30 protein-coding genes are annotated in these 26,910 nt (G+C 27.1%); 2 read left to right on the top strand and 28 right to left on the bottom strand.

Annotated elements, in window-relative coordinates; genetic code table 4:
* From SAPIS_RS03040 to SAPIS_RS02950, 20 genes are all read right to left on the bottom strand, one after another.
* Window positions 1-690, bottom strand: a complete 690-nt coding sequence (locus tag SAPIS_RS03040; protein WP_023789523.1) for a hypothetical protein — start codon at window positions 688-690, stop codon at window positions 1-3.
* 156 nt (window positions 691-846) lie between these two features.
* Window positions 847-1,482: a SprT-like domain-containing protein gene (locus SAPIS_RS03035; RefSeq protein WP_023789521.1), complete on the bottom strand. Its 636-nt coding sequence runs from the start codon at window positions 1,480-1,482 to the stop codon at window positions 847-849.
* Window position 1,483: 1 nt separating this feature from the next.
* Entirely contained in the window at window positions 1,484-2,785 is a 1,302-nt protein-coding gene (dinB, locus tag SAPIS_RS03030; protein WP_023789519.1) for a DNA polymerase IV, read from the bottom strand.
* Entirely contained in the window at window positions 2,778-3,599 is an 822-nt protein-coding gene (locus tag SAPIS_RS03025) for a TlyA family RNA methyltransferase (protein ID WP_023789517.1), read from the bottom strand. Before SAPIS_RS03025 ends, dinB begins: the two co-directional genes overlap by 8 nt.
* Before the next feature lie 11 nt (window positions 3,600-3,610).
* Complete coding sequence (locus SAPIS_RS03020; protein ID WP_023789515.1) at window positions 3,611-4,414, bottom strand: hypothetical protein; 804 nt, start codon at window positions 4,412-4,414, stop codon at window positions 3,611-3,613.
* 17 nt (window positions 4,415-4,431) lie between these two features.
* Window positions 4,432-6,069 (bottom strand): 1-deoxy-D-xylulose-5-phosphate synthase N-terminal domain-containing protein, encoded by a 1,638-nt coding sequence (locus SAPIS_RS03015; RefSeq protein ID WP_023789513.1) that lies wholly within the window; start codon window positions 6,067-6,069, stop codon window positions 4,432-4,434.
* A gap of 51 nt (window positions 6,070-6,120) precedes the next feature.
* Window positions 6,121-6,327, bottom strand: coding sequence for an exodeoxyribonuclease VII small subunit (gene xseB, locus SAPIS_RS03010; RefSeq protein WP_023789511.1), 207 nt, complete (start codon window positions 6,325-6,327; stop codon window positions 6,121-6,123).
* A 14-nt stretch (window positions 6,328-6,341) separates the two neighbouring features.
* The gene (xseA, locus tag SAPIS_RS03005) at window positions 6,342-7,667 is read right to left on the bottom strand and encodes an exodeoxyribonuclease VII large subunit (RefSeq protein WP_023789509.1); all 1,326 of its coding nucleotides are present in this window, start codon (window positions 7,665-7,667) and stop codon (window positions 6,342-6,344) included.
* 11 nt (window positions 7,668-7,678) lie between these two features.
* Window positions 7,679-9,145 (bottom strand): hypothetical protein, encoded by a 1,467-nt coding sequence (locus SAPIS_RS03000; RefSeq protein ID WP_023789507.1) that lies wholly within the window; start codon window positions 9,143-9,145, stop codon window positions 7,679-7,681.
* Window positions 9,146-9,149: 4 nt separating this feature from the next.
* A complete protein-coding gene (locus SAPIS_RS02995; RefSeq protein WP_023789505.1) occupies window positions 9,150-9,566 on the bottom strand; it encodes a transcription antitermination protein NusB in 417 nt (138 codons plus the stop codon).
* An 81-nt stretch (window positions 9,567-9,647) separates the two neighbouring features.
* Window positions 9,648-10,640 (bottom strand): lipoprotein, encoded by a 993-nt coding sequence (locus SAPIS_RS02990; RefSeq protein ID WP_023789503.1) that lies wholly within the window; start codon window positions 10,638-10,640, stop codon window positions 9,648-9,650.
* Between the two features lie 54 nt (window positions 10,641-10,694).
* Window positions 10,695-11,807 (bottom strand): DNA recombination protein RmuC, encoded by a 1,113-nt coding sequence (gene rmuC / locus SAPIS_RS02985; protein ID WP_023789501.1) that lies wholly within the window; start codon window positions 11,805-11,807, stop codon window positions 10,695-10,697.
* A 74-nt stretch (window positions 11,808-11,881) separates the two neighbouring features.
* Window positions 11,882-12,646 carry a TMEM164 family acyltransferase gene (locus SAPIS_RS02980; RefSeq protein WP_023789499.1) on the bottom strand — a complete coding sequence of 255 codons (765 nt, stop codon included), beginning with the start codon at window positions 12,644-12,646 and terminating at the stop codon, window positions 11,882-11,884.
* 59 nt (window positions 12,647-12,705) lie between these two features.
* A complete protein-coding gene (locus tag SAPIS_RS02975) occupies window positions 12,706-12,951 on the bottom strand; it encodes a hypothetical protein (RefSeq protein WP_023789497.1) in 246 nt (81 codons plus the stop codon).
* A 271-nt stretch (window positions 12,952-13,222) separates the two neighbouring features.
* Entirely contained in the window at window positions 13,223-13,348 is a 126-nt protein-coding gene (locus SAPIS_RS05565) for a hypothetical protein (RefSeq protein ID WP_023789495.1), read from the bottom strand.
* A 125-nt stretch (window positions 13,349-13,473) separates the two neighbouring features.
* Window positions 13,474-14,301, bottom strand: a complete 828-nt coding sequence (locus SAPIS_RS02970; RefSeq protein ID WP_023789493.1) for an MIP/aquaporin family protein — start codon at window positions 14,299-14,301, stop codon at window positions 13,474-13,476.
* Between the two features lie 178 nt (window positions 14,302-14,479).
* Window positions 14,480-15,379 (bottom strand): deoxyribonuclease IV, encoded by a 900-nt coding sequence (locus tag SAPIS_RS02965; protein ID WP_023789491.1) that lies wholly within the window; start codon window positions 15,377-15,379, stop codon window positions 14,480-14,482.
* Between the two features lie 10 nt (window positions 15,380-15,389).
* Window positions 15,390-16,277 (bottom strand): riboflavin kinase, encoded by an 888-nt coding sequence (locus tag SAPIS_RS05205; RefSeq protein ID WP_023789489.1) that lies wholly within the window; start codon window positions 16,275-16,277, stop codon window positions 15,390-15,392.
* A gap of 16 nt (window positions 16,278-16,293) precedes the next feature.
* Window positions 16,294-16,596: a hypothetical protein gene (locus SAPIS_RS02955; RefSeq protein WP_023789487.1), complete on the bottom strand. Its 303-nt coding sequence runs from the start codon at window positions 16,594-16,596 to the stop codon at window positions 16,294-16,296.
* 9 nt (window positions 16,597-16,605) lie between these two features.
* Complete coding sequence (locus tag SAPIS_RS02950) at window positions 16,606-17,292, bottom strand: hypothetical protein (protein ID WP_023789485.1); 687 nt, start codon at window positions 17,290-17,292, stop codon at window positions 16,606-16,608.
* A 125-nt stretch (window positions 17,293-17,417) separates the two neighbouring features.
* Here SAPIS_RS02950 and plsY point away from each other — a divergent pair, with 125 nt between their 5' ends.
* A complete protein-coding gene (gene plsY / locus SAPIS_RS02945) occupies window positions 17,418-18,197 on the top strand; it encodes a glycerol-3-phosphate 1-O-acyltransferase PlsY (RefSeq protein WP_023789483.1) in 780 nt (259 codons plus the stop codon).
* Window positions 18,198-18,435: 238 nt separating this feature from the next.
* Here the strand turns inward: plsY and SAPIS_RS02940 are convergent, their stop codons facing one another.
* The 8 genes from SAPIS_RS02940 to SAPIS_RS05280 form a co-directional block, all read right to left on the bottom strand.
* The gene (locus SAPIS_RS02940; RefSeq protein ID WP_023789481.1) at window positions 18,436-19,131 is read right to left on the bottom strand and encodes an MBL fold metallo-hydrolase; all 696 of its coding nucleotides are present in this window, start codon (window positions 19,129-19,131) and stop codon (window positions 18,436-18,438) included.
* 246 nt (window positions 19,132-19,377) lie between these two features.
* Window positions 19,378-19,593, bottom strand: coding sequence for a YneF family protein (locus SAPIS_RS02935; RefSeq protein WP_023789479.1), 216 nt, complete (start codon window positions 19,591-19,593; stop codon window positions 19,378-19,380).
* Window positions 19,594-19,646: 53 nt separating this feature from the next.
* A complete protein-coding gene (gene tkt / locus SAPIS_RS02930) occupies window positions 19,647-21,617 on the bottom strand; it encodes a transketolase (protein WP_041612595.1) in 1,971 nt (656 codons plus the stop codon).
* 219 nt (window positions 21,618-21,836) lie between these two features.
* Entirely contained in the window at window positions 21,837-22,055 is a 219-nt protein-coding gene (locus SAPIS_RS02925; protein ID WP_023789475.1) for a DUF896 domain-containing protein, read from the bottom strand.
* A 12-nt stretch (window positions 22,056-22,067) separates the two neighbouring features.
* Window positions 22,068-23,030 carry an ROK family protein gene (locus SAPIS_RS02920; protein ID WP_023789473.1) on the bottom strand — a complete coding sequence of 321 codons (963 nt, stop codon included), beginning with the start codon at window positions 23,028-23,030 and terminating at the stop codon, window positions 22,068-22,070.
* Between the two features lie 78 nt (window positions 23,031-23,108).
* Window positions 23,109-24,407: a ribosome biogenesis GTPase YqeH gene (yqeH, locus tag SAPIS_RS02915; RefSeq protein WP_023789471.1), complete on the bottom strand. Its 1,299-nt coding sequence runs from the start codon at window positions 24,405-24,407 to the stop codon at window positions 23,109-23,111.
* Window positions 24,394-24,984 carry a YqeG family HAD IIIA-type phosphatase gene (locus tag SAPIS_RS02910; protein WP_023789469.1) on the bottom strand — a complete coding sequence of 197 codons (591 nt, stop codon included), beginning with the start codon at window positions 24,982-24,984 and terminating at the stop codon, window positions 24,394-24,396. Before SAPIS_RS02910 ends, yqeH begins: the two co-directional genes overlap by 14 nt.
* 46 nt (window positions 24,985-25,030) lie before the next feature.
* Window positions 25,031-25,993 carry a hypothetical protein gene (locus SAPIS_RS05280; protein ID WP_023789468.1) on the bottom strand — a complete coding sequence of 321 codons (963 nt, stop codon included), beginning with the start codon at window positions 25,991-25,993 and terminating at the stop codon, window positions 25,031-25,033.
* A 93-nt stretch (window positions 25,994-26,086) separates the two neighbouring features.
* On the opposite strand from SAPIS_RS05280, the gene SAPIS_RS02900 reads away from it, so the two are divergent.
* A complete protein-coding gene (locus SAPIS_RS02900) occupies window positions 26,087-26,905 on the top strand; it encodes a hypothetical protein (protein ID WP_023789465.1) in 819 nt (272 codons plus the stop codon).
* The last annotated feature ends 5 nt before the right edge of the window (window positions 26,906-26,910 follow it).

Genomic DNA, 26,910 nt, shown 5'->3' with positions numbered 1-26,910 from the left:
CTATAATTTTTTACTTTTTGTTTTACTATTATTATTTGTTGTTTTTTCTTTTAAATTTTGTGGTTTGGTTGTTTTTTTTGTATTACTAGAAGTTGTCTTAACTGTCTTTAGTTTAGTATCATTCAAATACCCAACTTTTTTTAAAGCCTCTTTAACAGCGTTTTGAATTAACTCTTGTGTTTCTTCTTCTGTGAATAATTTTTTACTTTTGTTTGATTCTTCTAACTTTTCTTCTTTAATAGGAGGTGTAGATTTTTTTTGTTTTTTGGGTGAAGAACTTTTATTTTTGTTTGTTGTTATAGGCTCAACGATAGGGGAGTTATCAGTTTTGATAATATCTTCCCCTCCTAACATTTTTCTTCTCAGTGATGCCATTCTGTCAGATATTTCTTCTTGAGTAACTGGTTTAGAGTCGGTATCACTATCAATCCCAGTTTTTTTAGTGTACTCTTCCTTTTCTTTTTTTATTTTTTCTTTAGCTCTGGCTAAAATATCTCCCAGAGTACCTTTTTGTGGCTTTCGCTTTGCTTCTTCTTTAAGTCTTTCTTCTTCTGTTTGTATCCCGTGCAACCTTCTTACCTTAGCTCCTAAATCATTCTCAATATTAGAAACCTTTTTAGTTACATTTTGTAGCTCACATACGTGAATTTTTAAATGTGTGGGACAAAATTTTGGTGCGAAACCTGACATGTGCTTACCTCCAGTAGTCTTAAAGTAGACTTTAATATACTAATTTTACCATTTTTTTTAAACTCAAAACAATAGGGGGTCAAAAAAAGTAACTTATAATTATATTATCCGAATAAACCAAATACATCAAATAAAGTGTATATTTAAATATACACTTTATTTGATGGTAAGAGTTAAATCACAATCTAAACATTTTAAATTTAGCTCTTTTGAACTACTTATCTTTAAGTCGCAACCTAAGCAAGTGTAAGTATTTCTACTACTATACCCCTTTTGTGCTCTATTTATTGCATAGTTATGTTTAAGACTAAATACAGATTTATTAAAATCTAGTTTTTCGTCTATTAATTTTTTTAAACTTTCACTAGGTTCTGTAAACATGAAACCTTTTTTAGAATTTGTACCATCACCTCTCACAGTTTTAGGTAACGAAAGCTCCACTCTTAATGCCGCATCTCTAAATTTTTTATTATGTCTCTGATTGTTTTCAACATCTTTTATTCCGTTTTCGTAATTGAATTGATGTACCATTTCGTGTAGCAAGATGGCTATTATATTATAATAATCACCGTCTAATGAAGATGTTCATATTGTGATTTGACTCTCTTTTGAACTTCAATTATCATTTGGTTCGAAAGTACCTTGGGTTAAAACTTTTCTACGTCTAATGTTGTTTTCTATATTGATTTGAACAGAATGCAGCTTTCCTTCAAAAAATATTTGATTAAGTTGCCTATGAATTGATCTCAATTCTAAAATGATATCATCTAATTTAATATCTACTTGTGACATGTTATTCACCTTTTCATTTATCCATTATTTGTTTGTTTGATAAATGTACATCATCATTTTTTAAATATTTACTTTGACTTCGATTTTTTTCATTATACATCAATAATTTATTACCAGTGAAAATAAATTCTTTACCAAACTTGATATTCAAATCATAAATTATTCTTTCAATAAAATTTAAATTAGCAGTATCGTTTAAATCAATTTCATCAAAGGTTATTTGTTTCTTCTCTTCTATCTTATTTGATAACTTGGTTAATCGAACTCCTAATAACAAGAGTGGATCACCTTCTCAAATATCATAAAGACATTCTTTCGCAACTGAATAAATAACTTCTACATCATTTGTTGGATCGGTGATAGTTTCTTGTCTTATTAAGTGTTTCTTTCTTTCCTTCTTGTTGTATTCGCCATGACTATCACTTAAAAATTTTACAACTATAGCAATAGTTTTACCAACCAAATATCTTTTCTTTGCTCTTTCACTAACTTTTAGTGATAATTCGTATATTATTTCTTCAATTTCATCTTTGTTGGTTGTTGTAAAATGAAGTGTCATCTCGTTTCCAATAGATTTCAATTCACTAGACTCTCTAGTTACTGAATCATCACCTATACCATTCGCTCAATTTCATAAAACATAGCCACGTTTTCCGATGGAAGATATTACAGCATTGACATCAGCTTTCGCTAAATCTCCAATAGTATTAATATCTAAGCTCTTCATAATTTTTTCAGTAGCTTCTCCAACCATATGCATTTCTTTTATTGGTAATGGTCATAATTTTTCTGGTATATCTTTTTCTAATAAGAACGAAATTCCAAAAGGTTTATTGAAATCAACTGCAGTCTTTGCTAAAAATTTATTTGTACTAATTCCAATTGAACAAGTTAAACCTGTTTCTTCGAATATTTTATTTAAAATCGCTTGAGCTGTTCTCTTTACTGTACCATGTTTTTTTCAAATATTAGTCACATCTATATAGCATTCGTCGATTGAAGCTACTTCAAAATTTTTTGTAAAGTGTTCGTATATTATATCAAAAACCCTATGAGAGTATTGTATATAAAGATTAAAATCACTTTCAGCAATATATAAGTCCGGACATAATTCTTTAGCTTTAAACACTGGTGTTCCTGCTGAGATTCCAAACTTTCTTGCATTATAACTTGCAGTTGTAATTATTGCTCTTCTATTAGTTGATGCCACAACAACATTTTTATTTTTCAAACTCGGGTCATTAACCATATGACAACTTGCAAAAAAAGCATCCATATCTAATAAGAAAATAACTTTATTCATTGTGAACCTCAAAATATTTTCAAGCAGTTTCAACTATATCTAATATGTTATTTATTGTAGGTTGTTCATGACTGACATTACTTAGTTTTTCGATGTAACAAATGTATTCAATATTTTTCTTTTTATTTCCTAAAATAGGGGAAAAATCAATTCCGTTTACTCTGAAATTATTAGCATTACAATAATCAACTACCCTACTTATCGCTTTTTTATGATCCATCTTAGAGTTGATTTTTCCTTTTTTAACATCTTCTTTGTCTAATTCAAACTGAGGTTTTATTAAAAGTACACCAAAAGTATTATCGTCAACTATATCTTTTAAAGGTTTTAATATTTTATCTAAGGATATAAAACTCACATCACAACAAAAAAAATCAATGTTTCTATTGAAATGTTTTCTTGTTACATTTCTAAAATTAGTTTTTTCCATAGAAGTTACCCTTTTATCGGTTCGTAACCTATAATCTAATTGATTTGTACCAACGTCCACAGCAAATACATGATTTGCTCCGTACTGTAAACAGCAATCTGTAAAGCCACCAGTAGAGCTACCAATATCTAAACAAACTTTGTTTGTTATATCTAACTTTCATAATTCAATAGCTTTTGATAATTTAGCTCCAGCCCTACTTACAAATTGGTTATCCTCATTCACTAAGTTTAGCTTTATTTTTTCACGATCAAATAATGTTCCTGGTTTAGTTATTTTTTCATTATTGACAATAACCTTTCCATCCATTATTAAACCTCTTGCTTTGCTGCGAGTCTCAACTAGTTTTGAGTCTAATAAAATTTGGTCCAACCTTTCTTTCATCCTTTCACCTCCTATTTAAATCTTTTTCTTTTTGCATTTATCTTTTCTTTCTTTAAATTCAATGCCTCAAGTTTTTTTTCTTTGTCAGCATTGTGGTAAAGAATATTTTCTTCAATTATTCACCCTCTAATTTTCTTAAATATTTCTGAACCATATGTATCAATAAAGCCTTGTTTAATTTTATTTAATTTTTTCATATATCTATTGCATGTTAAAGACATTCTTCTATTTAATTTAAGTTTATTATAATTACCTTTGTTTAAATTATTTGCTATTTCATTTAAACATTCTTGTTTTTCTTCTTCTGAGTTCAAATAAATTTCTTTAACTTCATCTGATAAAGTTTCATTTTTATTATCTGATTCTTCTTGTTCTATAATACTTTGTGGAGATAAAATTGTTTTCATATCATCAGAATTTAGTTCTTTAGTGGTTTCCTGTATATATGGTTGAGATAAATTAAAAATATTTTTTTTAATTGGTTTAGGTTTAGTGAACTCCTTCTTTAGTTCTTTTATTTTTTCTGGAAAATCTAAATTATAATGTTCTGGAAAATCATCATACATGTTTTTGTTAAAAATATTTAACTCTTCAATTAATGTTTCTTCACTACCTGTTGGTATGACAATTTTATTATTGTATTCTTGAAAGATTTTTTTATCATTCTTTTCTTTTATATGTAGTATTTCTTTTATTTGATTTAAATTTTCAAGAAAACTTTCTAATTTTTTTTCAGATTTTGAGTCTAATAAATTATTTAAAAGTTCTTCTTCTGCTATTTTTTTAAGTCAGAACTCTTTATCTGTATCATTCATAATTTACCTCCTTTTTACTAATTGTTTTTTAAAATTATATTCACTATATCTTCTGGATCCATTTTCAAATTACTTAGCAAATCTTTTTTAGAACCGTGATGAATATCATTTCTATTTAAAGCATAACTATATATATTATCTTTCTTTTTATAAAATAAATCTATGTTTGTAAATAAATTATTTTTATTTATAACTTGTTCGTATACATAAATTTTATTTTCTTTATGTTTTTCCAATATTTTTTTATCTATGGGGTTTATAAATCTGGCGTTTATTAAATTTATAGGATAGTTGTTATTGGTTATGATGTCGTAAAACTCTTTTAAGATCACACTGTATGTAATTATAGTTGATGAGTTATTTTTATTGTAAATAACTTCCACTCATCCTTGATCATTTTGATTTTCATTATAATTTAAATTTATCACTTCTGCTTTTTCATATCTTATGAATAATTGTTTTTTGTTATTAACAATTAAATTTTTTATATTTGAAATATCGCTTGAAGTAGCTGGACAATAAATGATTGTGTCATTGAAATTTTGGATTAAACTAACGTCATAAATTCCGTGATGACTTATACCTGTTGTATAATTTATACCTGCTCGGTCTATTAGAAAAATAATATTTAAGTTATTTCTAAAAATATCGTGTGTTAACTGATCAAACATTCTTTGGAAAAATGTTGAATACACTGATATAAAAACCGTTTTACCCAAATTAGCCAACGAGCTTGCAACTAGTGCTGTTAGTTCTTCGTTTATACCACAATCTATGACGTTTTTAGGATAATTTTCCCATAGCTTTGTGAAGCCACTGGCATTAATCATTGCAGGACAAATCAAGTAGGAGTTTTTGTTAAAACAACTTTCAATAAGTTCAGGTATTTTTTTTTGGAATGTATTATTTTTATTTTCTTCTATTGTGTGATTGAATGTTAATTCCTTTTCACCATTATATTTAAATCCTTTTTTAGTTATCACATGTATGATTACATGATTGTTGTATTTTTCACATTCATTGAAAGCATCAAACAATTTGGAAAAGTCATGACCATCATCACAATATACATAGTTGAATCCAATTCCTTCTACATATGATCTTAAGTTCTTTATTTTGATGGAGTTTCTACCAATTGCTTCATTATTATCATTAACAATAGTTATAGTTTTATTTTCACTTTTAATCAAGTTTAACAACCCTGCATTGGTATATGAACCGTAAAATGCAGCATCTCCAACAATAGATATAACTTTTTTTTCTGATTGCCCAACGCTATATCCCATAGCATATCCAATTGCTGTTCCGCTATGACCTGTTGATATATAATCAAAATCACTTTCTGAAATCTCTTGAAAGTTAGAAATACCATTAAATTTATTTATAGTTTCAAATTTTTCTTTTCTATCTGTAAGAAGCTTATAAACATGAGATTGATGTCCTGTGTCAAAAAGATAAATATATTTTTCTGGACTATACCTCGAAAGTAAGGCAATAGTTAGTTCTACTACACCAAGATTACTTCCGATATGACCACCATTCAAGTTTGTAAAATTAATAAGATAATTCCTTATTTCCTCAGCCAAGGAAGCAAGAGTATCAGTACTTTCACAACCTGATAGATCATTGTAATTATTGATTTCCTTTCAGTTCATAAACATCAACTCCCCTCTCTATATTTAAACATAAAAAGACCTAAAAAGGTCTTAATTAAAATCTTCTAACTCATCATTATCTAGAACTTTTTTTATTTCACCTTCTAAAGTTTCTAGTTGAGTTTTTGCTTGAGATATGATCTCCTTACCTTCTTTAAATAAATTAATTGACTCCTCCATTGATGTATTTGGGTCATTTAATTTATTAGATATTAACTTAATATTTTCTAACATTTCATTAAAACTTTTATTTGACATTCTTTAATTCTCCTTTAATTTTCTACTTTCAAATTGATTTTACCGTCAATCAGAATAGCTTCTATGTTATTTTGTTTGTTGATACTTGTGACTGATTTTATTATCTTTTCATCTTGTTTTAAAATTGCAAAACCGTGTTCTAAAGGTTTTAGAGGGTTTAATAAATCTAACTTTTCATCTAATTGAAAAATAGTATTTTTCAATAAATTATAGTTTTCTAATAATTTTTTGTTTCATCCTTCATTGGTTGCAATTAAATAATTTTTTGTTTTATCAAAATTATGTTTGAATAGGAATCTTACATTGTTGATGTGGTTATTTAAACTTGTTTTTGCCATTTGGAATTTTCTAATTAAACTTTCATTCAAATAGTTATCCAAGTTAGATAATTCTTTATCCATGAATAAAATTTTATTTATTAAAACTTTCTTTTGTTCGTTCTCAAAATTTAATATTTTATTTTTTTCAATATTTATTTTATTTGATAACACATTACCCAACTCTTTTAGTTTATTATTTAAAGCTTGGATCAAGTTAGTTTTCTCAGGCGCAGCTCTTTCCCCTGCGGCTGTTGGTGTTGAAACTCTCAAATCAGCAACATAATCGGCCAATGTTACATCAGGTTCGTGTCCTACAGCAGAAATAATGGGAATATTAGATTTATAAATTGCTTCCAATACTGCCATTTCGTTAAACGTTCATAAATCTTCATAACTTCCTCCACCTCTACCAACAATCAGTAAATCTAACTTTTTATGAAATCTATTAGCCTTCATTATTTTATTAGCGATATCATTAGCTGCAGTTTCTCCTTGTACTGATGATGGGAATAAATAAATATTCACTGGTGGATATCTTCTTTTAGCTGTTGTTATAAGATCCCTTACTGCATCTCCCGATTCAGCTGTAACAATACCGATATTTTTTGGAATTTTAGGAATATTTTTTTTGATTTCATTATCAAATCAACCCTTTTGTTTCAACTCATTATATCGTTTATCATAAATTATCGATAACTCACCTATACCATCGAGCTTAACATTCACAATTGTAAATGTTAATTTTCCTGTTGGTTTATAAAAACTAAGTGATCCTGATGCGATAACTTCCGTACCTTCTTGTGGATTTAAGTTGATAAACTTTTGTGCATTACTTTTTCAAATAGCACAATCTATTTTCGCTTCATTATCTTTCAAAGAAAAGTATATATGACCTGATTTGTTATAAGTAAGGTTTGCAATTTCACCTTTTATATTGATATTTTTAAAATTATTTGATGACTCTATAAAAAATTTTAAGTTTTCATTCAAATCTTTAATTTTTAAAACTTTTGTTTCCAAAATGTATACCTCTAATTATAGTTTTCTAAAATTAATTTAATTTCCTTCGTTGTCGTTATGACTTTCATGTATAACTGATAATAATAGTGATAGGAATTAAGGTCTAAGTTATTTGTCTTAATTATTTCTAAAATGCGTTCGCAAGAATTGTTGACTAAGACATGCAATTCTTTCAATGTGATACCATCTAATGATGAATGGTTTCATTTATTTTCTGTGTTATTCAAACTCACATTAGTATTACTTTTTCATAATTCCTTAAATAGATCAATATATCGATTCAAACTTTCCTTCAATTTGTTGGAGTCAAACTTGAATGAATCTATATCACTATAATTATTATCGCTTAATAATTTATCAATTAGTAAGGTGTTTTTGTTTTTAAAAATATTAAATTCGTGAGGTTCATTGATGTCAACAGTTTTCAAAAGATCACTATCTTCTCACATATTTTTTTCTTTTGCAGAAAAATTATCATCATCTTTTAAAGTTTCTTCTAATAGTGTTTGATCTTTTAAAATTTCTTCTCAATAATTATTTAAGATATCAGTTGGCTTTATTGGCTCTGAAACGTTATCTTGACATAACAACTTTTGCAAATCTTCTAGATTTTCAAAGTTATATATTTCTAAAGTTTTAATTAAGTTGAATAAACTAGTATTTCTTATTGAGATTACGGGTGTATTATTTTTTAACAATTTTAAAAACGTACTTATATTATTCAAATACAAAGATTTATAAAGTGAGTTCATTTTAACATTATTGTAAAAAATAACTAGTGTGTTTTCAGTAATTGCATCCTCACTCATTTTTATTTTTTTCTCTAAAGAATCACTATCGACTTCTATGTATGTATTCATAAAAATTTTGAATTCGGGTATTATATGAAAATTTAAGTAGTTTTTTCAATCGTTTTCAAAGTTTAAACTTGTATTTTTAAATTTGTAATTTGTAATGTTGTTAAATAATGAAACATCGTAATTTGAAAAATCATTTAATAAGTCTGTTTGCAAGTAATTCAACATCGAGTGATGAAATATGAATTTATGAAAGTAAACCTTATTGTATCAATTCATATTTTTTATACTTATATTTTTGTTTGTGTGTTTTGCTATTTTATTTACGAGGTCAACCATTTTTTTATTTTCTTTTGTTACATTATTGGCTCCAATTATAAGAATATTATCATACTCTTTATTCTCAATTTTTTTTGTTGCTTGAGAATTATAATTAGTTAAATATTTGTAATTATTTTCTGTAAAGTTTTTTTCAATTATTTTCTTTAAATAATGAACAGCTACAAACTCAGAAAAGCCTTTATTCAAGAAACTTTTTTCTACATTATCAAACTTTTCTAATTTTGTTTTATAGATATAGTTCTTGAAATCAATCATAAAAAAAACCCGTATTTTTTCTTTGACTTTAAGAAAAAGTTTTTGTGCTTCTGAGATTAAAGTATCATAGTTTTTTAATTCCACAATATTAACCTTCCTTAATAGGATTTATTTGATCTAAAACTGCATTGATGAATGTTGGGTTTCAGTTCGGTAAAAATTCTCTTACTAACTCAATTGATTCGTTGATAATAACAGGTTTAGGAATATCTGTTTCGCTTATTTCGTAGACACCATTTAATAATATAGCCTGAATCATTTTAGGTAATCTATCTCAACTTCATGTTTTACCAATGAAAGGTTTGATGATGAAATAAGCTTTCTCACAATAATCTAGGTTATTTAACAAATACTCACTAGTTTTATCATCAATATTTTGTAATTGAAATCCATCAAGAACGTCTTGCTTTACTCTATCAATATTTTCATCGAGAATAAGCGCTCTATAAATCATTTGAATAGACATTCTTCTTCTTTTTTTCAAAAAACTAACACTAAGAGTCATTATATTTACCTCACTCAATAATTGTTTATATTATAACAAAAAAAAGACCCTGAAAAAGTCCATTTTGTTTATGAAGTTGTTTTATTTTACTATTGTTATACCTTTGATACATTTTATAGTAAATTCTTGACCAAAGATGGTTGCATCAAAACTTTTTTTAGCATCTAATTGTGAAACTGAGTTTGTTTGAATATTACCCCCGATTTTTTCCTTGTATCCAATTAAATAGTTTATTAACATTTCAGAGCTAAAGTTTTTATACTCTTCTGTTTTAGATTCATCTGTTGGGGATTTTCTTGTGTCTTTTTTTATTAAACTATTTATGAATAAGGCGTGATTTAGATTCTTGTTTAAAGCTTTTAAAATTTCTACTTTCAAATCTAACTCTGTTAGTTCACCCTTGACATTTTCGTCTAAATAAAATGTTGGATTATTACCAGTAGTTTCTTGATCTGTTGATGCTTTCATATTGTTCTTTCAATTTTTTAATATTTTCATTTTTTCATTTCAACCGAGTACATATGTGTAATCACCACCAGCGATTGACTCTGAATTTAAATAAATTGTATGTTTATTTGTAACATTGAAATCAATAGTTCCCAAGTTGTCACTTTTTAAATAGAATGTAGCCATTACTGGTTCATTACTTGATAAACCAGTATATTCTAAATAGTCTTCTAAATTAGTATCATTGATTTCTTCAGCTTCTTTATTTTTTTGTGGATTATCAAAGTAGACTTTAACATCTTCTTTATTGAACTCGGTATATGCCTTTTCTTGACTACTTTCATCACCATCTGTTGCACTAAATCGATATGCAACTAGTTTAGATAAAGATAATTTTAATTTAGCTTTTCAACTATCTTCATTTTGAGAATTTTCCTCAACTTTTGATTTTACATAAAATTCTGATAAAGATATAGTTTTAAAATTATTTGTATTTCAAAGCTTTCCAATATCCGAGATGCTGTTAAATTTTTTATTTGATGTAGATGTGTTGCATGAGATTACCATAGAAGTGATTGGAGTTGTAACAAGACCAACTGATGCAATTAGAGATAGAATTTTTTTCATTTTTTCACCTATTCTTATTTAGAATGATTTTATCATAAAAGTAATTTAGTAATCTTATAATTTAATTTCACTAATTTCTTCAATGTTGCTTTCATTTAATAATTTTTTATATATATTTTTCAAAGATGTTTCCTTTACTTTTACTTCTTCATAGCTTTTCGAAAGTTTAACAATATTTGAGAATAACTCTTCCATTTTGGCGTCATAATTTTCTATATATTTCATTGTTTTAATAAGAACTTCCACCTTTTTATCGAATTTACTAATATCATCGAATAATGACATATACTTGTCAACCGACTGAAGAATCGCCATCAATGTACTTGGACCTGCTATTATTACTTTTTTCTTGTATGCACTGTCTATTATATCTGTATTAGCATTTATATAAGAGAATATTCCCTCACTTGGCACAAACATTATGGCATATACAGTGTTATCTTCGCTACTAACATATTTTGATGTTTCTTTGACTCTTGCATTAACATCTTTTTCAAACTGTTTAACTAAGTCTTTATAGTTATTTGAATCGACTTCTGCATTTAGAAGCGCTGTATATGCATTGAAAGGAAACTTAGAATCAATCGGTATATTAACAAATTTTGAGTCATCACCTTTAATGAAAAGATCGACTATCAGTTTTTTACCTTCATTAAGTTTTTTCATTGTATATTGTCTTTCATAGATCAAATTGTGATTTTTGATAAAACCAGTTAAGTTAGAAAATATTCTTTCTAGTAAATACTCCCCTGAACTACCCGCCTTATTATTTTGACTTAATAGATTGTCTAATTTATTAACTTTTTCTTTTACTTCTGCTATTGGTAGTGATTGTTCTGCCACCTTAGATATCATTGACCTAACAATTTCGTTTGCGTTTACTAGTTTATCTTGTGTTTCTCTGGTTTTTTCTGCAATGATTTCTCTAAAATTATTTTGAACACTGTATAAACTTTCTTGTTGTTTATTCATATTTTCTAATAACATTACTTTCAGTTCACTAGAACTCTCAGAGTTAGTTTTGTCAAACTCTAGTTTTAAATTTTCTAAATCAGTTTTTCTAACACCATCAGTGCTTTTAACTGATTTTTTAAAAACAAATATGAAAATCAGAACTAAAACCAATACTATTAGTACTATCAATAACGATAATGAAGCTGTTTGCATTATAAATCTCCTTTATTTTCTCAAATATTATTTTACTCGCATAACTTAATCATAATAAAAAAAAGTAATATAAATTACTTTTTAGACAATTTTAACTCTCTTTTTTCTTTTACTTTGATTAAAAAATTTTCTCACCAAGTATTATGAGCTTTGGTACCTTCTTTTATATAAATTGGTTTGAAAAAGTAGGTAAAGCTCAATCCAATTAAGACAAATGGGACACCCCCAACAAATGTTATCAATAATTGTAAAGGTCTTTTTAGATGAGTGATATTAAATGCACCAGCAACATCACCAATTATGAAATTTTGATCAAAGTAAAGATTATATACTTCAACACCAAATACCACTATAAAACCTGTAACTGCGCTTCAAACTATTGAATCTTTTGAAAGTTTATAGTCTGTATAACCATATAAATAAATATACATTGCAGTAAATAGAGTGCAAGCATGAGATAAGTAGAAAGTGAAAAAGTTTATATCTCACAAAACTGGTTTTTCTGTTGGAAAAATAAATGTCACAACAGGACCCATTATCATATATGGGAAAAAGCAATTTAGAGTTCTTTTATTTGGATAGATCAAAATCACAATTGCAGCTCATGCTGATAATGAACAGAAATACAATAAGAAGTAGTCTGCAGGGTTACCTCAACCATTAACTCTTAAATGTAAATATCATGTTCTTTGGAGTTGAACAAATAGTAAAAATACTATTAATATAACTCTTATTGATGTGTAAGTTTTTTTATTTTTATAAAATTTCGGAAATAATGATAGTGAAGTTCATAAAAATAAAGAGAGAAATATTGCTAATAATCATGAAAATATAACCATAACGGCCTCCTTGAATACTATAAGTTTACTTTTAAAAAAGTAAAAAAAATTTTCATATGTTAATATTTGTGATATTTGGTTATTAGTCCTAATACCGACCTAAAGTCAGAAATAACTCATTTTTCAAATATATTATTAAATATTTCAAATTGTCTTATTTTATTATTTTTAAATAAAATAATTACTAGTAATAAAGGTATTAGATAATCAGGTAATTCCATCATAGTTGTAGCTGCTTGCAAAATTTCTAACACTAATATCGATCCAAAAGTTAGGATTTTTATTAAATATACATTAAAAAACAATAAGATCACTCATTTCTATATTAATAATAAAATGATTCATAAGAATAGTATATAAAAAATATATTTTATAAATAATTTTTAAATAAGTAAATTATTTTAAGTATTTTTATCATTAGTTACGTAAATAAATAAAGTACTTTCAAACATTGTTTGTACTTTTGATGCAAAATGTATTTTAAATTTATTTTTTTAGTTTTCGATGAACTTATAAGAATATTTTTTGGGTTCCCTATTTGTTTTTAATAAATTTTACAATAGATGTTTTTTCGCCTTATTCATTAGGAATAAATTGTGTTTGTGAGTTAGAGTACATAGTATTTTTTTCGTTATTTCCATCGATTATAAAAGTTTCTATTTCAAACAAACTATCTTCCTCTTTATTTGATGTTCTTTTCATTTTATGACCTATAAACTTAACTTATAAAATTACACACTTATAAAAAAATGTGCAACAAAAAAACACTTTATATAAATATTATGACAACAGTCGTAATTTTTTATATAAAGTGTCTCAATAATTTTTTATATTGATTGTAATCCTAAGAATACACCTGCTGCCAATGTAGCACCTAGTAAAGGTCCTACGATTAGAACTCATGCATAGTTTCATTCTGCAGATTTCATTGATTTATTTGGTAGAGGTAGAATTGTGTAAATAATTCTAGGGGCTAGATCACGAGTAGGATTTAAAGCTGGACCAGTAATTCCACCAGCTCCAATAACTAAAGTCATAACTAAAAGTCCTGCTGTGATTCCAAAAATGAAGTTTTTAGAACTTCCAGTTAAATCGAATGTCCCTTTTCCGGCTGCGAAATATAAATCTGCACCCTTTAATCCTATCAATAGAATAAAAGTACATACTGTTTCTACACAAAAAGCTATTAAAAATTGTCCTTTTACTGAAACTTTATCGCTTTTGATTCTTGTTGTTGCGTGCATTGCAAAAATTTTGCTTGAGTCATCAGTTTCTTTAAAACTAATATAAAATAAACCATCTAATACTAATTGTGATGCCATTGCTCCAACAAATTGCGCAAGCAATGCAACTGGTACTAGTCAATAACCATGTTCAAATGTATTTCCTTTACCTCCAATTTGCAATATTATATCTAAAAGTGTTGCTGCTGGGTTTAATTGATGGTTTGAAAAACCTGAACCAATTACCCCTATGAATACAGCAAGTCCATAACCAATACCAACACCAAGTCAACTTAGTCCACCTACTGGTCTTTGAGTACCTTTTGTAGCTTTTAGGTCGTAGCAAGCTACTGCACCATTTCCTAAGAATATAAGAACAAATGTTCCTAGAAATTCACTAAAAAAGAATTTTAATGCATAATGATAATCCATAAATGTTACCTTTCTATAAAAGAGACAAAAAAAATAAAACTAAATACCGTTTAATTTTACAAATTTTGACCAAGATAATAATAACATTTTTTTGAGTTTTTTTCTAAAATAGTATTTTTTTTCGTTATTACAGTTGTATAATATTTTGCTTTTTTTAAATAAATAAAAAAAAGATTTGCTAAATCTCAATGTCAAATCTTTTCTCAAATGTATTTTGTTTCAATAGTTCTATTTCATCTTTGTATGGACTATACTTACCATCAATTCAAGGTGTTTCTAAAATTATTGGAGTATCTTTAAAAAGTGGATTATGCACAATACTTGCTAATGCTTCAAAACCTATATGTCCATAGCCAATGTTTTGATGACGGTCTTTGTGTGCTCCAATTGGATTTTTTGAATCGTTTAAGTGTATTACCAATAGTTTGTTTAAACCAATCATTTGGTCAAATTTTTTAACAACTTGATCAAAGTTATTTTTAATATCATAACCAGAATCATGCATATGGCAAGTATCAAAACAGACCCCTATTTTTTCTTTATGTTTCACATTATCTAATACATACTTCAAATCTTCAAAGTTAGTACATATTTCTGTACCTTTGCCACTCATTGTCTCTAGAGCCACCTTTACTTCTATATTTGGTAACTCATCATAAACTTTATCTAAACCTAAAATTAAGCTATCAAGAGCCTTGTTTTTAGGGGCACCAACTGCTGCCCCTGGATGTAACACTAAAAGTTTAACTCCTATTTGTTCTAATCTAATCAATTCCTCTTTTAATAATCTAACTCCTAAATCAAATGTCTCTTGTTTAACGGAATTAGCAAGATTGATGGTATAAGGTCCATGACATACTACTTTTTCAATATCTATGTTATTTTCTTCCAAAAGCCTTTTAAAATCGCTTATATTTAATTTTTCTACTGCTGTTCTAATGGTATTTTGCGGTGCACCAGTAAAAAACATTAGTGTATTAGCGTTGTTACTCAACGCTTCTAAAACACTTCCAATAAGATATTTATTCTTTGAATTCATACCTACATGACTACCTAAATAAAATTTTTGTTTTTCCATTTTTATCTCCTTAAGAAATGTTTATTTCTGTTTGTCTAACTTTTTCAACATCTTGTTTCAAAAGTTCCTTTAATTCTTCTATTGTATTAACCTTTTTATTATTACGAAGTTTGCAAATTGGTGTTATTTCAACTTCTCAGCCATAGATATCCTTATCAAAATCTAAAATGTTTATTTCTAATACTTTTTGATTTAACTCATTTATTCAGTAACAACCAGCACCTTTATAGCTTTTTGCAAGATGTTTTATATGCACATCACAAGCGTAAACTCCTTCTGATAATAAGATTGGCTCAGGGGTTAATAAATTTATTGTTGGAAACCCAAGGTTTCTACCCATTTTTTTACCCTCAGAGACTCTCCCAGATATTTTGTAATAAAGACCCGTTTTTTCTTTAAATTTTTTGAAATCGGCTTCTAATAGGATTTTTCTTAAGGAGTTTTTTTGCTCATCAATAGTTTCTTCGATAAGAAAACAATTATTCTTCCAGAATTTTTTAAAGAACTCACTTGAAAAAACTATCTTATTTTTTATTTTAAAATTATCAACAACAATTATTTTTTTTATATTTAGAAATTCATAAAGATTTGAATGCAGATACTCTTGATTATCATCGGTTGTAAAATCATTAAGAACATAAAATATAACGTTAGTGATATTCTTTTTATCTGCTAGTTCTTTAATATTTTCGTAGTTTCATAGTCCAGTATTGATTTCGCTGGTTACTGGTACCAATAAGGTTGTGTTTAATTCATATTTTTTTGCCAACTTTTTAAGGTTTGATACTAGTTCCTCTTCGTAATTAGATCAATTTTCAAAGTCACAAACTAATGCCATACTTTCTTGTAAATTGATCATTATTCTAGATAAGTTATTGTAAAAAAATGAATTAACCATTGAAACCTCCTGATTATTATTTTTCTTTATAATTTTCTATTTTTGTTTTTATTATCATCATTTCTAACTCAACAAATCCTAAATTATTTTTTATTTCGTGTAGCTTTTCGAATATTTCTGGTTTAGATTTTCTTCTTGTTAGATGAAAATAATAAGCAAATAAACCAAAGACTGGTAAAATAAACCAAAAGTATAAATTCTTTCTTGCTTTTTTTTCGTAAAAATTTTCTTCTTTAGTTAAAACTTCTTGCTTTTGTTTTTGTTTTTCCAACGAGTTATTAAGATCTTCTAATGACATATCATTATATTTTTCAAACATATAATTCCCCTATTCTGCTTTAACAATGCTTAGCAATATTTCGTTTATAATATGATTCATTGATTGAAATACTATTTTGATTTCGTTTGTGTGAGCTAAAAATTCCTTTTTTTCACTTTCAATACCAACAGCTTCAAGTGATGCGTAAATATTCTTTGTATCTTGCAAGAATTTTACTAAGTTTTCTGAACTTGCCAATCTTTCAACGAAGTCATCCTTATTATTAATATCATTGATTATATTTATTAAATCTTGTCCAAATTTTTTATTTCATTTCAATATATTAAAAGATTCAATTAAGTTTAAATAATTATATGTATAATTTTTGATTTGAGTTTCAAAGAAAGGAGCAACGTATTCCAAGAAAAATGTACCAGGATTTATTTCCATTGGTATTTCTATCCCAATAGAATATTTTTTTCACTCATTTTCTGTAACAAAGAAATAATGATACCTTTGTAAAAATAAAGTCAACATCAAGCTCAACTCAAACTTATCATCGGTCAAGTTTTTTTCGAAAACATTATTTAATCCCTCGTAAAGAGTTTTCAAGTTATCGGTTTTAGCTAAAACAATTATTTCAGATACGTCTTTCTCACTAAGTTTGTAATCTTTAGATTCTATTAATGAATGAACATCTTTTTTGTATAAATTAAAAACTATTTTTTTTAAATCTATTTTGTCGTATAAATTCATTTTTCATTCCTTCTTATGATTTTTTTGGTAAATCACATTTATTTTATCTTATTTTAATATACATAACCACCCTTTTGTAGTATCATAATTAATAGTTCAAAATAAAAGTATGGGAGTGTTAATTTATGTTTGTGATAGGTACGATTTTAGCATCAATAATTGGTTATTTTGTTGGTAGTTTCTCATTTTCAATTACTGTTGTTAAAATTAAAACCAAAAAAGACATAAGGCAAGAAGGAAGTAAAAATGCTGGTGCCACTAACGCTAGTAGGATCTTGGGTAAAGCATGAGGGGTTGTAATTGTTTTTTTAGATGCTTTTAAAATACTATTCACAGCAATTATTGCAATGCTATTTTCTTACATACCGTCTCCAGCATTCAATGAGACTAGTTTCTTTGTAGCATCTTTTTTTGCGGTTTTAGGTCACTGTTTTCCAATTTATTATAAATTCAAAGGTGGTAAAGCGGTTAGTTGTTTTTTTGGTTTAATGATGGTTACAAATTGAGCTATCTTATTAGTGTTTTTTGGTCTTTGATGATTAATATTACTAACAACCAAAAAAGTAAGTATTGCATCAATATTTTCATCAATTATTTCTATGATTTTACTTTGGGTCCCACAAATAACTGGTGGAAGTTCATTCATAATAAATGGAATAGAATTTTTCACCCCTATTTATGATAATGGTAATCATTTGTGTTGATTCAATTACTTATATGTTTGAAATAAACATAGCTATTTTGAAAGTTTCTTAACAATGAACATTGTTGTGACAATGTCAACTATAGTTTTAATTTTAAGACATGTACCTAATATAAAACGTTTAATCAAAGGTGTTGAGCCAGCTTATTTAAAATCTAAAAAAGATAAAAAAGAACAAACACTTTCGAATGAAAAGAAATAAAAATTTACATAATCCTCTTTGAGTAAATAAATATAGTGATTCGTCAACTATGCTCATTGAGGATTTTTTTATTATTAAATATCATAAAATACATTTTAAGATTTAAGTTCACTTGATAATTAGTTTTCAAATCTTGTTTATAAAGTATCGTAGATATTTCGGTACTATAATAGTCATTAAAAATAATTCTCGCTTAAAGTAAAAAAACAGATACTTTAAAGTATCTGTTTCAATGCTATTATTTCTCTTTGTTTTTTTTGGGAAAAATATATTTAAAATATCTTTTTTTTATTATATTACTTTTTTCATATACATCACGAATCGTGAAACCACAATCAAAATGACCTGGATATATTGAGTATTCTCGAGAATAAGTTTCTAAGATTCATTTAATATTTTCTAAGATACTTTGATTACTTTTCTCAGAAGGTTTTGAATTTAAAACATCAAACTTTAAAAACAATGAGTCCCCATTAAATAAACTCTTAAGATCAACAAAATCTAACATTATAGAACCAATTGTGTGTCCTGGTTTAGTATAAATTTGTAAATTATAACCATTTACCATCATTGAACATTGTTCTGTAATAACTCTTAAGTTTTTTATTGGTTTTGCTGCTCAAGGTTTTTCAAGAACATCATAAAGACCACTAGTGTTTTTACTTGGATCAAATAATGCCATTAAATCATCCTTACCAATATATACATTAGGATAATTCAATATTTCTGTTATTTCATTTATTCCATAAAAATGTCCAAAGTGTCCATGTGTTATGAAAATATCTGTAATTTCAATATTGTTGTTGATAGCAAAATCGATTACTTCACGATATTTTCGAAAAGCTGTATCAATTAAAATTCCTTTTTTGTCCTCATTATAAATAAGATACGCATTTGTTCTTTTAAAATCTATATCACTAAAAACTTGTATCACAACATTCACCTTCTACTTAACTTTTATAAGACCTTTATGTTTATACATATTATTAATCTAAAAAGTCTTTTATTTTAATTTATTTTTTTTTAAATATACATTAATTTTCTTAAGTGTTTTATTCTTTAGTAATTCGTATCAATCATCGCGAAGTATTTTTTTTGTTACCCTTCAAATGATTGTATCGAATTAACAAACAACACTCAGCCATAAAAAGTTTAAAAAAAAGCACACTGGTGCTTATAATTATTTACCTCTTTTAACGGCATTCATTGTTTTTTTGATATCTGCTTCAGTTGGTTTACGACCCATGCTTCTATACATTGCTCTGATTTGATTTTCATTAATTGGGGGATTATCTTTTAATTGTTTTTGAATTATTTTTCTTGTTATTATAAAACCTAAAATTCCACCAACAAGAGCGGCAACGATAGCTATTATAAGGACTCCTCATCATACCATAATTTAAATTCCTTCCTATGTAAATTTTACTTTAATATTAATATAACATAAGTTTATTGATTTATAAACTTGACGATTTTTTCTGCTATTGATTTAGCGTTAAAATCTAAGTGATTCATAATTGCATCATAAGGTGCAGAATATCCGAAATTATCGATACCAAAGGCAACTCCATCATCACCTAAAAATCTATGTCAGCCATAAGTTGTTCCTAATTCAATGGAGAAACGTTTGGTTTGCTTATTAATGATTTTATTTTGATAACTTACATCTTCTTTTAAAAATGCATTCATATTAACCATAGATACTACATTTACTTCAAATCCTTTATTTTTAAGAATTTCTTTTACTTCTAAAGCGATTGATACTTCACTTCCTGAAGCAATAAGTGTTATAGAAGGATTATCAGCTTCACTAATTAAGTAGGCACCTTTTTTTACATCATTAAAAACATTTTTATGATCAAGTTCTTTCAAGTTTTGTCTAGTTGCTAGAATTACACTTGGTTTTGTTTTATCTTCCAACGCATGCAGATAACTTGCTTGAACTTCAGCCATATCACAAGGTCTAAAAACGTTTATGTTTGGTATACTTCGTAACATTGCTAGTTGTTCAATTGGTTGATGGGTCGGTCCATCCTCTCCTACTGCAATTGAATCGTGTGTGAATATAAATAAAGTTTGTAGTTTCATCAATGATGCAAGTCTTATTGCTGGTTTTAAATAATCAGCAAATACAAAAAACCCTGAAGAGAACGGAAGAAGTCCACCATGCAATGCTATTCCGTTATTGATAGCAGCCATAGCAAACTCTCTTACACCGTACATAACGTTTCTACCTAGTTTATTATTGTAATCGTAGTTACCATCGGCTCCCTTGGCCTTAGTTGACTCTGCTAAATCAGCACTTCCACCAATTAAAGAAGTTATATTAGAACTTAGTAGATTTAAAACTTCCCCAGATGATACTCTTGTTGCTTGCTCAACTTTTTTATTTAAAGATTTTAACTCCCCTATTTCTATTTTGTAATCCTTGTTTAATGAAACTTCAAATTCACTGGATAGTTTTGGGTTTTCTTTTTTGAACTCCGCAAAAGTTTTAACCCACTCTTCATTCGCTACAACTCCCCTATCGTAAACTTGTGTTTTATAGTAGTTGTAGACATCTTGATCAACATTAAAATCATCATTTTCTCAGTTAAAATATTTCTTTACATTTACGATATCTAGTCCTAAAGGAGAACCATGAACCTTAGTTGTTCCTTTGTTTGTTGAACCAATCCCAATAATTGTTTTAACTTCAATATATGTTGGCTTATCAGAATTTTTTGCAATTTCGATAGCCTTCAAAATGTCATCTAAATTTTCACCATCTTCAATTTTCAAAGTATTTCATCCCGCTGCTTTAAAACGATCAGCTATGTTTTCTGATTGGGCAACTTCCACTCTTGCATCTAATTGAATATCATTAGAATCGTGTAAAACAATTAGTTTATTTAATTTATATCTTCCAGCAAAAGAAATAGCTTCATTTGTAACCCCTTCTTGTAAATCTCCATCACCACATAAAATGTAAGTATAGTGATCAACTATCTTATGTTTTTCTGTGTTATATTTAGCTGATAAATGGCTCTCTGCAAGAGCCAATCCGACACCCATAGCCATACCTTGCCCCAATGGACCTGTCGTAGCGTCTACACCCTCTGTGTGTCCGTATTCTGGATGTCCTGGGGTTAAAGAATTTAACTGTCTAAAATTTTTTAAATCGTCTATTGATAAATTAAAACCTGATAAATGTAATGCAGAGTATAATAATGCGCTACCATGACCAGCACTTAATACAAATCTATCTCTATTAATCCAAGTTGGATTAGAGGGATTAATATTCATCACTTTAGTGAAAAGTGTGTAAATTATAGGAGCTGCACCCAATACTATACCTGGATGTCCTGAGTTTGCCTTATTAATTGATTCAATACCTAGAATTCTCATTGCATTTAAATTCTTATTGTTTTTGTTCATTATTCGAATACCTTACCTTCTAAGATAATTATATATTTAGATACATAGAATATAGATTAAGAAATAAAAAAACTTCTAATTAATTTTAGATTCAAATTATTTAGTGTTGATGCAAATTCGTTTCATTTTACTTAAGTTTTTTTCATTATTCATAATGAAAAAAACTTTATTTTTTATTTACGTCTTAAAAACGTATGATAAAAAATAAAGTGTTGCAATCTATTAAACTTGTTGCTTTAAATCCTTGATTTTTTGTGGCGTTATATCTTCACCACTTTCATTTACAACTTTTATACTTTTTAATTGCTCTAATAATCCCTCTCTGAACAAACTAATATACTTTTCTCTTAAGAAATCTCTTTCTTCTAATTCTTCATTAGTTAATTCTCTTTCTTTTTTTAATCTTGCTAATTCGTTAATTCTATCTAATAATTTTTCCACAAAATTTTCCTCTTAAAATATTTTTCAGTCATTTAAGGCATAATAAGCTGTTCCAATAACTGCTGCATCATTTCCTAATTGACCAATTTCGACAATGATTTCATCGGCGAAGTTTTTTATAATATATTTTTTTATATTTTTATAGATAATATTTACTAATAAATCACCCATATTACCAAGTCCACCAGATATTATTATTGCTTCTGGATCTAATGCATTTACCATCGTTGCCATATGCATTATTAATGGGTTCAATGCTCTTTCTAGTAACTCTAAAATAGCGACCGGCTCATTGTTTTCTTCATAAGTTGATACGATATCTTTTGTTTGAAAAGATTCTATTTCTTTAAAATAAATTGCAGCAGGGTGATTTGGTTCTTCTCTAAAGGTATCTTCAAAAAACTTAGCAATACCTGGTCCTGAAGAAACTGGTTCAATACATCCGGTTAATCCACATTTACAAATGTATTTATCTTGGTATACACCACCACCGTGACCAAATTCTCCTGCAAAACCTCTTGCTCCAGAAATTAATTTTCCATCTAAAACAACAGCACCACCGATACCACTACCAATTGTATAAAAAATAATTGAATCATGTTGTTTTGCAGCCCCAGTTCAAAATTCTCCTAATGCAGCTGCATTAGCGTCATTTAAAACAAATATGGGTTTTTTGAAAAGTTCCTCAGCTTTGTCTTTTAAATAAAAGTTACTTCATTCTAGGTTTGCAGAATATCTTACAATTCCTAACATGTGATCAACAAAACCAATTGCTGCTATGCCAACTTTATCAATATCATCTTGGTAATTAATACCTACTGTTTCGATGCCTTGTACTATTTTTTCATATAAGTTTTCTAATAGTCTTGAATTATCATGTTCAACATAAAATTTAGCTTGTATATCACCGTATTGATTGACCAAACCAACTTTTGATGCATTCACGCCTAGTTCAATGGATAAAATTAATTTCATATTATTTACCCCCAAAAAAGAATTTCTTCATATTCATAAAAAATATCTATTACTATTATATATATAATTTCCTAATTATTAAATCATTGCAGGTAATAGAGATATTTTAACCCCGAATTCTGTAACTGGTACAGTTACAGATAATTTCAAACCATTGTAAGATTTGAAATTTATTCACCCTAAACCTGAAATGTTTATATCGTAGTAACCTTCATCAATAAAATCAAATACTTTTGTTGTAAATTTAATACTATTATCCTTCAATCTAGGTGAAAGATTGTGTCTATTTTTTCTAAAATACCTATCAGTATTAGCTTCTTTTGTTCTATGTAATGGTAACTGTTTATTGACGTAAAAATGAAAATTTGTCTTTAATACTTTATTTTTTTTATTGTCAATGTTTTCACCTTCTAAAAAGGTAAACCATCCTAAACCACCATAAAAAATAGTTTGACCAGCTAGTAACTGATATGTAACTTGTTTAATTTCTTTTTGAAAGAAAAAATAATCTCAATAAGATGGTGCTGTTGCTATAGCTATGTGATTATGTTTTACTAAACCGGGTGTATCGTAAATGAAATTAGATTCTGTGAAGTTTATTTTTATTTTATCTAATGTAGTGTTTACGTATTTTGAAGTTACAATTGAAGGTATTTGACTGTTAGCCTTTAAGCAAGCATTGATCAAACTAGATTTTCCAGCATTTGATATTCCTATGATGTATTGGTCATATTCAACAGATTTTAATTCATTAATTAAATTATAAATATATTGATTTTTTATTGAAGAAGTTAGAAGTATTTTTGAATCTTTAAGTGGCGAACTTGAAAAAATACTACGCACATATTTATAAATTTTCTCTTTTTTTACCGCTTTTGGTAGTAAATCTATCTTATTTACCAAAATTACAACTTCTTTTTTTGATATTAGTTGCTCTAATCAAGTTAATCGGCTTCCAGGTAGATCGAATATGTCAACCACATAATAATATCTTATTTTATTTGTGGTTCTATTTATATTATCTAATATATCTATGAAATCTTTGTCATTTATTTCTTGTTCAACTAATCTATTATAGTGTTTTATTTTAAAACATCTTAAACAGTAATCCTGATTTTTAACATCGATAGCAAAACCGGGTTTAGTATCGTCAGTTGTCTGTAGTTCTTTCCCACAACCAACACATTTTTTAGGACCACTTGAGTTGATGTTAGTTGTATTTCCGATCCCAGGTTTTATTTCATGCAAACTAACTTTATTTTTTTGTTTAAACTTTCTTTTTTTTGGACTTTCAATATGATCAATGAGGATTTTATCTTCCAAAATATCAATATCTTTTTCAATATCATCTAAATTATTATCGCTAGAGTATTTCATAATTACCTCCTAAATCTCCTTCATTATAAAAACCTTCGTGAAGTATATTTTTTTGTGCTAATTTTTTTAATAAGTGTTTCTCTAAGAACTGAACAAATTTTCCCTCACTATTATTTCTGTTTATTGGTGACACTAATATACTTTTAATATGTGCTCTATTAGCTACTAAGATATCAGTAACTACTTGATCTCCAATAAGCACCATTTCGTGTTCCTTGTAAGACAATAATTTTTTAACAAGTTTCATTTTACCAAGCAAAGGTTTTTTACAATCTCAAAAATAGTTAATAATACCAGCTTTTTTTGCAAAATTTTCTACCCTACTTCTTATATTGTTTGAAAATAAAACAAACTCCATATTATGGGCATAAACATTCTTTACAAAGTTAATTACATCAGTGCTTGGAATTCTTTCATTTCATCCGATTAATGTATTATCCATATCGCATAAAATCAACTTTATTCCATTATTTTTTAATGAGTCAAGATTAACTTTTTTGTAGTTTTCTAAGTAGATAGAAGGTTTGAAATAGTTTAATAGTAGAGAAATACCATTTGTTTTCACTTTATTTTCCAAAAATTAACACCTCTTAACAAATATAATTATACATTAAATTGATTTCCTACTTCTTATTTGTATTACTTAGTATGTCGCTTTTTTTAATATAACTGTTTTTTGACAAAGGTAAGTATGTAAACTCGTAAACAAACGCTAAAAAGAAAAGTACTTTTAAGACATCGTTGTAACAATGGTCTATCACTTTTTTAATTATCTTATTCAATTCTTGATATTGTTCGAAACTCATTTTTTTATTTACTGGGTAGGAATAAAAATTATAGGCACTGCAACACATACTGTAAATGTCTTCATTTTCTTGTTTTAATGTATTTTCAGATATTAAAGCAAATCAATCAAAGAACTTTTTACTACTTGTTAAAGCTATAGAGTCGTGTCCCTGTTTACCAATAGGTAGATAATTAGCGTTTCAAAAACTTTCTCCATCTTTATTGGTATTTGTGAAACTCATAGAGTTTTCTAATATATCATATATGTCGAAATAATTTGCATTTAACTCACCTTTTTCTTTGTTATAGAAAGCTAAATTTAGGGTTTTTCGAGTGAAAAAATGTTTGTTATCGTTTATTCATTTATTTATTATTTTTATGTCATTTGTTGCACCAGCACAAACTATGGTTCTTATTTCTTTATTTCTACACATATTAAGGAAACTTGTTATCATTTTTTTATATTGTTTATGAAAGTCATAATCTGCATCATTATGAGCTCTTTTGATAGTTATAGATTTAATCGCTTTCTTATTATCTCTATGCGATATTTCTTTTAAAGATTTTGCAAAACTATATTGTATTACATAAACTAGGTCTTTATCATTCTCGTTATACAATTTTTCTGATATTTCGCCATTGTCATGTGAGTGATTGAAAAACTCTGTGTCTAATACTATTATTGGAAACTGTATGTTTTCTAATAACTTCCTTGCAACAGTTTTATCAAATCAAAAGCTTTGGTGTTTATTTAAAAGAAAAGAACCATCATCGAGATACTTTATCAAATTTCTTTTCATTATTTTACCTACTTTAATAGTATATTATCATAATATATATTAAAATAAATCAATAATAATATATTATATAATTGTTAGGCGGTATAAATTAAAATGAAAAATTTTAGTATTTTGAATGAGTTCACAAACAATGTGAGTTCACAATGATTTAAAAACTTTTTTACAACTAAGATGGATGAACTTAAAGTTGGTTTTTTTGATGTAGGTACCGATGAAGATGCGGATTTCACACCAAATTTAGCTACATTAAATAAAATTTTTACAAATCTTAAGAAAGATGTAAAAATTATTGAGACTCTTGAAGAAGTTAATTCATTCATTGACAAGATGATACTTAAAACAGCGGATGGTAAAGAAGATGTTAGAGGAAATACCTTGCAAAATGAATTAATAGAGGCTTTTAAAACCAATGCCAGCGATATAAATGAAAAAGTTACTGAAGTAATCGTTAAAATGCAACTAGGTAGCATATCGAAAAGTACTCAAAAAGCTTTGAAAGTAATAGAAGTTTTAAAAAATAAGTTAGGTAAAGATACGATCTTCGAAGAAATTGAACGAGAAGATATTGAGTATATATTAGACAGTGAATTAAAAACAAGTATCGATAAATTGTTACATTGGTCGACAATCCACCCTACTCATGCAGAAAATTATAAAGAAGAATTAGATATACTTCAAAATCATAATAATGAAATAAAGGATAGAAATGAAGCAGCCACTATAATTGCACATTATTTTGGTACAATAATTGGCAACGAAATTGATCAATTTGATATAGAAGAATTAAACACTGGTGTTATTGATAAAAGATCCAAAGTTGTAATCTTTAATCAAGGTATATCAATATGCGATGAAATATGTGCAAAAATCGACTTAATTGTCGATGTATATTCAACTTTAGATCAACATTAATTTAA

The sequence above is a fragment of the Spiroplasma apis B31 genome (assembly GCF_000500935.1).
In the GTDB taxonomy this organism is placed as follows: domain Bacteria; phylum Bacillota_I; class Bacilli_A; order Mycoplasmatales; family Mycoplasmataceae; genus Spiroplasma_A; species Spiroplasma_A apis.
Note: the sequence above shows the minus strand (reverse complement) of the source record. Positions and strands in the feature narration are given on the sequence as shown.